General features: G+C 44.1%; 5 protein-coding genes and 4 pseudogenes. 8 read left to right on the forward strand and 1 reads right to left on the reverse strand.

The features are described 5' to 3' along the window. Positions 1 to 160 precede the first annotated feature (160 nt). The 4 genes and pseudogenes from AABK37_RS38640 to AABK37_RS38655 form a co-directional block, all read left to right on the forward strand. Positions 161 to 1208: pseudogene (locus AABK37_RS38640) on the forward strand (transposase); the annotation flags it as partial. Positions 1209 to 1273: 65 nt separating this feature from the next. Continuing rightward, positions 1274 to 1612 carry a PIN domain-containing protein gene (locus AABK37_RS38645; protein ID WP_432556705.1) on the forward strand — a complete coding sequence of 113 codons (339 nt, stop codon included), beginning with the start codon at positions 1274 to 1276 and terminating at the stop codon, positions 1610 to 1612. A gap of 264 nt (positions 1613 to 1876) precedes the next feature. Continuing rightward, entirely contained in the window at positions 1877 to 3988 is a 2112-nt protein-coding gene (locus AABK37_RS38650) for a TIGR00300 family protein (protein ID WP_432556706.1), read from the forward strand. Positions 3989 to 4056: 68 nt separating this feature from the next. Next, positions 4057 to 4557, forward strand: a complete 501-nt coding sequence (locus tag AABK37_RS38655) for a DUF2085 domain-containing protein (RefSeq protein WP_432556709.1) — start codon at positions 4057 to 4059, stop codon at positions 4555 to 4557. A 31-nt stretch (positions 4558 to 4588) separates the two neighbouring features. Here the strand turns inward: AABK37_RS38655 and AABK37_RS38660 are convergent, their stop codons facing one another. Further along, positions 4589 to 4738: a hypothetical protein gene (locus AABK37_RS38660; protein WP_432556707.1), complete on the reverse strand. Its 150-nt coding sequence runs from the start codon at positions 4736 to 4738 to the stop codon at positions 4589 to 4591. Between the two features lie 89 nt (positions 4739 to 4827). Between AABK37_RS38660 and AABK37_RS38665 the strand changes: the two are divergent. The 4 genes and pseudogenes from AABK37_RS38665 to AABK37_RS38680 form a co-directional block, all read left to right on the forward strand. Continuing rightward, positions 4828 to 5478: pseudogene (locus AABK37_RS38665) on the forward strand (colanic acid biosynthesis glycosyltransferase WcaL); the annotation flags it as partial. 231 nt (positions 5479 to 5709) lie between these two features. Next, a pseudogene (locus AABK37_RS38670) lies at positions 5710 to 6328 on the forward strand (glycosyltransferase); the annotation flags it as partial. 204 nt (positions 6329 to 6532) lie between these two features. Then, complete coding sequence (locus AABK37_RS38675; protein ID WP_432556708.1) at positions 6533 to 7375, forward strand: YaaW family protein; 843 nt, start codon at positions 6533 to 6535, stop codon at positions 7373 to 7375. Continuing rightward, positions 7357 to 8090 (forward strand): annotated as a pseudogene (locus AABK37_RS38680) (hypothetical protein); the annotation flags it as partial. The gene AABK37_RS38675 and the pseudogene AABK37_RS38680, both read left to right, overlap by 19 nt.

The raw sequence follows: 8090 nt of genomic DNA on the forward strand, positions 1-8090 counted from the left end.
TTTCATTTAACATAAACCCCTCCGATTTTGACTCTGGAGGGGATTTTATTGCTTTAATGTTATGCCTGCGAACCCTCTAAAGCATAACTAGCAACTTGGGTTAATAGATGAAACAGAGAGAAGTCTGAGCGGAGGCTTCCTCCGATCAGAACTTCGGAGAGATAAGAAAAAAGGTAAAAAGACTGCGGCAAGTGCAAGACTTTATTTAGGAAGCGTAGGAAAAGTAGATAATGGAATAGTTTCAGTCAATGCTTATGGAGTTTGCGCTAATATAAGTTTTCCATTAATCGTCAAAGTATTTAAACCAAAAGGAACATTAAAGGAGTCAGATAAATATAAAACTAAAATAGAGTTAGCATCAGAGATAATTACAGAATTAATGGAATCAGGGTTCAATATTGAATTAATATTGGCTGATAGTTTATATGGTGAGTCAGTTGGCGGTGTCGGTTTCCGTCCCGCCAAACTGACGAACCCGAAGGGTGAAAGTAGCCAATTTATTAGAAAAATTGCTGAATACAACTTAGCTTACGTTGTGTCAATTTCGTTGTAATCATGGAGTCTGGTTGCCAGCAGGACAAAGTGTTAGGGCGAATAAGTGGTGTAAATTTGAAAGAACATTTAGCAATCAAAAATCAGAGACAAGATATATTAGGGAAATAATTTATGGTAAAAAAAGAGTCATAACTTACTGGGAAATAACTACTGATCCAGAAACCATGCCGGAAAATTCTACCTCCTTCGTGATGACGAATCTGCAAGGTAATCTCAAGAAAATCTTAGGTGACTTATATGGATTAAGAACCTGGGTAGAATATGGGTTTCGACAGTGTAAACAAAAACTAGGCTGGACAGATTACCGTTTCACTGATTTCCAACATATTGAGAGATGGTGGGAAATTATTTTTTGTGTTTATACGATGATTAGTTTAAATTCTCCAGCCTTCTTAGGCTTCAATCAATCTCGTCAACTTGAGACTGAAGCACAAGAAAATAGTGATGTTGATTTTTCTCATCATCCGCAATGGAATTATGAATCCGGATGGAAGAATACTTTAAATAATCTGCGTCTCATTATCCAACCACTTTTACTATTTTGGTTAATTTATCCCTGGTTAAGTATTTTCCCTAATTCACAGTTGTTACGGGGATTCAATCATTTAATTGCTGCAATGAATCAATTTAAACCCTCTTATGCTTCTGGATGATTTAGCTTCTGAACTACTTGCTTATCTCGGAAAGTGACAGAAGAGGGGTATGGTTGATACGCTGATTGCCACTGCACTCGATTTGGTCAACTCCAAGCATCTACGAAACTGGTTTACCAACTGTTGCTACTGTACTTCATAAACTTGCAATCTGCTGTATCTATCGAGTTACAGAGGATATAGCTACGATTTACGGTCAACTGAAAGCCACTTTGATGAAACAATTTGGTTCCAAAGAGAAAACCAAGCGTAGAAAAACTAAAATTACTGAACTAGGGTTCGATGAGAACGACCTTTGGATTGCTGCGATTGCTTTGCAACACAATCTTACCATTGTCTCGGCAGACAGCGACTTTCAACGCATTCAACAAGTTAAAGCATTATTGGTTGAATCCTGGTTTTGAAACCTTTAGAACTATAGTATTTGTAGGGTGCGTTACGGATTTCATCCTAACGCACACCAGACATGACGGATGGTGCGTTAGCGAAGCGCATAACGCACCCTACGTATATTTCTTAAAATGAAAACAACATTATAGAATAGAAACTCAACCTTTGTAACGCCTTAAACTACTAGAACAAAGAAATTTAGTAGTAAATTTGACAGAATTGGATCGACAAAAGTCTGTACGAAGCTTGTAGCATCGATAACGTTTGTGATATTTCCTATGGATTCCCGGATTCGTTTTTTAATGTGCGCCCCTGACCACTATGATGTGGACTATGTGATTAACCCCTGGATGGAAGGGAATATTCACAAGTCATCGCGCGATCGCGCTGTGGAACAGTGGCAAAAACTGCATCTTCTCCTGAAAGAACACGCTATTGTAGACTTAGTTGCACCCCAGAAAGGTGTACCGGATATGGTGTTTACCGCCAACGCCGGCTTAGTCTTGGGTAAGAACGTTGTTCTCAGTCGCTTTTTACACAAAGAGCGTCAGGGAGAAGAACCTTACTTTAAACAATGGTTTGAAGAAAACGGCTACACAGTCAATGTACTACCGAAAGATTTGCCCTTTGAAGGTGCGGGAGACGCACTTCTAGACCGAGAAGGACGCTGGCTGTGGGCGGGATACGGTTTTCGTTCAGAGTTAGATTCTCACCCATATTTAGCGAAGTGGCTGGATATCGAGGTAGTCTCTTTACGTTTGATAGATGAGCGTTTTTATCACCTTGATACTTGCTTCTGTCCCCTGGCGAATGGCTATTTGCTGTATTATCCAGGTGCTTTTGATTCTTACTCCAACCGCATGATTGAAATGCGCGTTGCCCCAGAAAAGCGGATTGCAATTGAAGAAGCGGACGCGGTAAACTTCGCCTGCAATACGGTGAATGTAGACCATATCGTGATTATGAACAAGGCTTCGTCAGCTTTGAAAGCAAGCCTTAACGATGCGGGTTTCCAAGTGATGGAAACACCGTTAACAGAATTTCTCAAAGCAGGTGGTGCGGCAAAATGTCTCACACTGCGGGTAACCGAACCAGTACGCGCAGAAGTTCACGCGAATGTTTCGGTAGAAAGTCGGATTATTCGCATTGAAGGACACTTGCTCGATTCTGGCTTGATTAACCGCGCTTTGGATATGATTATCGATAGCGGCGGTAGTTTCCAAGTGCTAAATTTCAACTTGGGAGAACAGCGGCAAAGTACTTCAGCGGCTGAGGTCAAGGTATCAGCACCTTCGCATGAGGTAATGGAAGAAATTGTATCTCACCTAATTGATTTGGGTGCGGTAGATTTGCCTCAAGATGAGCGCGATGCCAAACTTGAGCCTGTGTTGCAACCAGGAGTTGCACCAGATGATTTTTATGTGAGTACGATTTATCCTACCGAAGTACGGATTAACGGTCAATGGGTGAAGGTGCTTTCGCAGCGGATGGATGGTGCGATCGCCCTTATCCAAACTCCTAATGGTTGGCAGGCGCGGTGTAAACTTTTACGCGATTTAGAAATAGGCGAACATGTAGTAGTCGATGTGCAAGGTATCCGCACCATCCGCAAACCAGAATCGCGAGAACAACGCAACGCTCAAGAATTCAGCTTTATGTCGGCGGGTGTTTCCAGCGAACGCCGCGTAGAATTAGTTGTGGAACAGGTGGCGTGGGAGTTACGTAAAATTCGCGATGCGGGTGGTAAAGTAGTTGTCACGGCGGGACCTGTGGTGATTCACACCGGCGGGGGCGAACATTTGGCGCGACTGATTCGAGAAGGATATGTCCAAGCTCTGTTGGGTGGAAATGCGATCGCTGTCCACGATATGGAGCAAAATATGATGGGGACTTCTCTCGGTGTGGATATGAAGCGGGGTGTGGCTGTACGCGGCGGACATCGCCACCATTTAAAGGTAATTAATACTGTCCGCCGTCATGGTAGTATTGCTGCGGCTGTCGAAGCTGGAGAGTTTAAGGGTGGTGTAATGTATGAGTGCGTCCGCGCTGGTGTACCTTTCAGCCTCGCGGGTTCGATTCGCGATGATGGTCCTTTACCGGATACGCAGATGAATTTGATTCAGGCTCAGGAGGAATATGCGAAACTGCTTAAAGGTGCGGATATGATTTTGATGTTATCATCAATGCTGCACTCTATTGGCGTCGGGAATATGACTCCGGCTGGGGTGAAGATGGTTTGTGTGGATATTAATCCGGCTGTGGTGACGAAGTTAAGTGACAGAGGTTCGATTGAATCGGTTGGTGTGGTGACGGATGTCGGGTTGTTTTTAAGTTTGTTGGTGCAGCAGTTGGATAAGTTGACTAGTCCTTATCGAGCTGTGGTAGGTTAGGAAACGAACCGCATTCGGCTTTGCCGTTGCCGCAGGCTAGACGCGAAGGACGCGAAGGTAAGAAAGGGATGGAAGGGGTAGCTTTTAAGAGAGGGTTACGGGTTAATTGGGTCAGTTTTATTGCTGACTTTCTGTTGGCGGGGATGGTTGTCGGACCGTTGGCGGCTCCTTTTCTTGCAGCGTCTGGGGTATCATTGCTTGGGGGTATTGCGGACATCATTTATTTCATGGGAAATCATGTGTGTCCGCAACCTAATATGGGGTTAGATTTGGCACCGCCGTTTATTATGGCTGTGTGTATGCGCTGTTACGGTACGGTAACGGGTTTGCTGTTTACTCGGTTGCTGTATGGGGTGACTGGTGGTAAGGGTTTTTACTGGTTGAGTCGGTATGGCTGGAGTGGTGCGGCGATCGCTATTGTGTTTATGATGGCTTATCCGTGGGAATTAGCAGCGCAAGTTTTAGGTTGGTGGGGTTTTCATAATTATCTGGTTACACCGTTTGGGTTTATTACCGGTTTGGCATGGGGATTGTTTACTATGCCAATATTGCACCATCCTAAGTCTTAGGAGTCAAAAGTCAAAAGGGCTTTATATCTTGTTACCAATTACCAATTACCAATTCCCCCAACGGGAGAGCCATCGCCGGCACTCTTGGAAACCAGGAGCGCAGCGCTGGACTCACCATTTCCCATTCCCCAAGAATCGTCAACTCATTAAATTTTGCGATCGCTTCTGCAATTACCGCCATCCTTATACTATAAGTCGATCGAGCAAATCGCATGGAATGGCTAAATTGGCGCTGGCTCCAATTCCTCGGTAAAATTTCTTACAGCCTTTATCTCACCCACGTTTATCTCTTGGGAATTGTCTTTAGACACTTTTATTCAGCGTGAAGTAGCAGCCTTGCGGGATATGGGTGTAGAAGTACACAGATTTTCCGTTCGCCGGACGGGGGATGAACACATGGTAGGACTAGAACAAAAGCGAGAACGCGATCGCACTTTTTACATCCTGCCCGTCAATCTGATAAATTTGCTACTTGCACATCTAACTTTACTGGTGAGTTCCCCAAGCAGATATTTACGCGCAATTCAGTTAGCATGGTCTACACGGCAACATGGATTGCGGGGAAGTTTGTATCAATTATTCTACTTTCTCGAAGCCGGCATCCTTGCTAAAGAAATCAATCAACGACAAATTCCGCATTTGCACAATCATTTTGCCGATTCTAGTTGTAGTGTAGCGATGCTAGCGGCTGAATTGGGGGGTTTTACTTTTAGTTTAACGTTGCACGGTCCATACATCTTTTTTGAGCCGTATCATTGGCGAATCAACGAAAAAATCAAGCGATCGCTATTTGTTTGTTGTATCAGTCACTACTGCCGCAGTCAAGGAATGATATTTGCACCTCCAGAAAAATGGAAGCAAATGCACATTATTCATTGTGGAATCGATCCAGTTTTATTCGATGTCGTTTCTCACAACGAGTCAACAAGAAGGGTGTGGGGTGTAGGGGGTAGGGTGTAGGGGAGAAGACGGCGCACTTCGGGGCGTATGATTAAGCGCATGGTGCAATCGTCCGCGCCTGATCGGGGCGTATGTTTCCCACTGGTCGTTGGGGCTATCTATGCACCCCACACCCCACAACGCCACATCCTCCACTTGGGGAAACCCCAAGACCGGAGTGGCTCCCCCACACCCCGCCCCAACGGGGCTTGGTCAGGAAAAAACCTGCTGTATGTAGGAAGATTAGCCGTAGTCAAAGGTTTGCCGATATTACTTGAAAGCCTGAGTTTTTTAAAGCAAGTGCATCCAGAGATTTTGCTCACAGTAGTTGCTTGGGTTCAGACCGAGTACACTTGCAACAATTAGCCGACCAATTAGGATTAAGTGCAAATGTAAAATTTGTTGGCTATAAATCCCAAGCTGAAGTCCGCAGATATATGCAGCAAACTGATGTATTCGTTATGTCCAGCTTTGCCGAAGGTGTACCAGTAGTACTGATGGAAGCGATGGCAGCAGGTGTCCCCGTAGTAGCGACGCAGATTGCTGGAATTAGCGAGTTAGTAGAAGATGGTGTTAGCGGCTACTTAGTTCCGCCAGGAGATGCCTTTTATTTAGCGGAATATTTAGAAAAATTACTGATAAATGTCAATTTTGTGTAATTTTTTAATACTAAAAATTAAGCAAAGTAGAGAAAGATTTTAATATTAACTATGAAGTAGCATGGCTGCATCGTGTCATGTCAGCTGCCCTGCAAGGCAAGGTAGAATCTATTCGCCCGAATAACTCGGAAAAACTAGTTACAATCAGCGAAGAGCCGATTATCAACGTGTAGAGATAAATTTTGATAACTTCCTTTGGAGTTGAAGCTGGCTCACCTGGTATTTTCGCTATTAGTTTGACATAACAGGTAGTGAACAATCATTATTAATTATTCGTCATTAATGACAAAGCACAAATTAACTAATAATGATTGCTGAAAGCTAATAGTAGAATAAGGTACAGACCTTCATCTGCGTTCGTAAGAGAGGAAGAGACATTGGATGAACTGAGGACGGCGCTAGAGTTAGCAACCGAAGAAGAATTGCAGGATTTAACGGCAATTCTGTTTGGTCGAAAATTTAATCCCATAGATTATGTTCACACACCAGAACCGATAGAAGTGCAAAGTAAAGACCGCAAAGCTTGGCTAGATGCACTAGAAGCGCGTTTTCGCTTTTTAGCGGCAGATGGTATGACGGTATTAAGGGGACGCACAAATCTGGTAACTTACCGAGAAGCTTTGATTCAAGTATGTAAGTATCTAAAAATTCGCTACTCTCATCAACTAGCAACGGTTGATTTAGAAGCGGAAGTGTTTTTACATCTTTTAGGGCATGTGTGGAAGAAATTACCCGAAAAGGAAAAGCAAAAATTAACAGTGCAGGTGCAGCAGCAGCTTGCCAAATCCGAACCGAATCAACCGCTACCACTTTCATTACAGCGCGATCCATTGGGCTTGCTTTTCAAAGGCGGTAGCGCGATCGCCCTCACCTCAATCATACAACCACTGTTGCTAAAACAAATCGCCCGTCAATTTGCGATGCACCTTGCCACCTATCAAATAGCCCAACAAGCAGCAGTTGAAGGTGGAGTAATCGCAACAACACAGTTTCAAAACTATGTAGCTTTGCAGATGGCACGACGGGGTATGGCTGTAAGTGCAGCTCGTTACACCGCAGTCAGAAGTGTATTTGCTATGTTAGGACCAGTCATGTGGGGTTGGTTTTTTGCAGATTTAGGATGGAGAGCGATCGCCACCAACTACGGTAGAATCATACCCACCATCTTTGCCTTAGCTCAAATTCGCCTCACCCGCACCGAATGTTGGGAACCCGCTTGAAAACCGCTTTTCGCCATCCCAATCCTAATTTACAATTTCCTTGGAACTTGGCTCAACTCGGATTATTTATCTTTCCCTTGAGTCCGTTTTTAGGAGCCGTAACTCTAGGTTTGGCATCATTAAAAACTTGGTTGCGACAACACCGGACAATTAGCCGTCGTCCCCTTAATTGGGGATTTGCTCTCCTCGGTGTATTGCTAATTATTAGCTCTGCTCTTGCTGAGAATAAAACAGAAGCTTTCCTTGGCTTGTTTAATTTCTTACCGTTCTTTTTATTTTTCGCCGGCTTTAGCGCTTTAGTTCAGACACCCGGACAATTGCGCCAACTAACTTGGAATTTAGTCATATCTTCCATACCTGTGGTGATAATTGGCTTTGGGCAATTATTTTTGGGCTGGACTTCTAAATTAGAAATTTTGTGGATTGTTTTGGAAATAAACATCCTACCCCAAGGAGATCCACCAGGTCGCATGGCTTCAATTTTCATGCACGCCAACACCTTAGCTGCTTATCTGGTGATAGTTTTCATCCTGGGGTTAGGGTTGTGGTTAGAAAGTTTTCAGGAGTTGAGAGGCACTTTGCACTTTGCACTTTGCAGGGAGACAAGGAGACAAGGAGACAAGGGGACAAGGGGACAAGGGGACAAGGAGGACAAGGAGGACAAGGAGGACTCCTTGGAAGAAATTTATATATCTCCCTTGTCCCCCCCCTCTCC

Origin of the sequence: Tolypothrix sp. VBCCA 56010, from assembly GCF_050875635.1 — a bacterium.
GTDB lineage: Bacteria > Cyanobacteriota > Cyanobacteriia > Cyanobacteriales > Nostocaceae > Hassallia.

Bases quoted from the DNA above. Each gene is read 5' to 3' on its own strand.
- AABK37_RS38650 (WP_432556706.1), top strand. From the start codon at position 1,877: ATGGATTCCCGGATTCGTTTTTTAATGTGCGCCCCTGACCACTATGAT.
- AABK37_RS38660 (WP_432556707.1), bottom strand. From the start codon at position 4,738: ATGGCGGTAATTGCAGAAGCGATCGCAAAATTTAATGAGTTGACGATT.
- AABK37_RS38655 (WP_432556709.1), top strand. From the start codon at position 4,057: ATGGAAGGGGTAGCTTTTAAGAGAGGGTTACGGGTTAATTGGGTCAGT.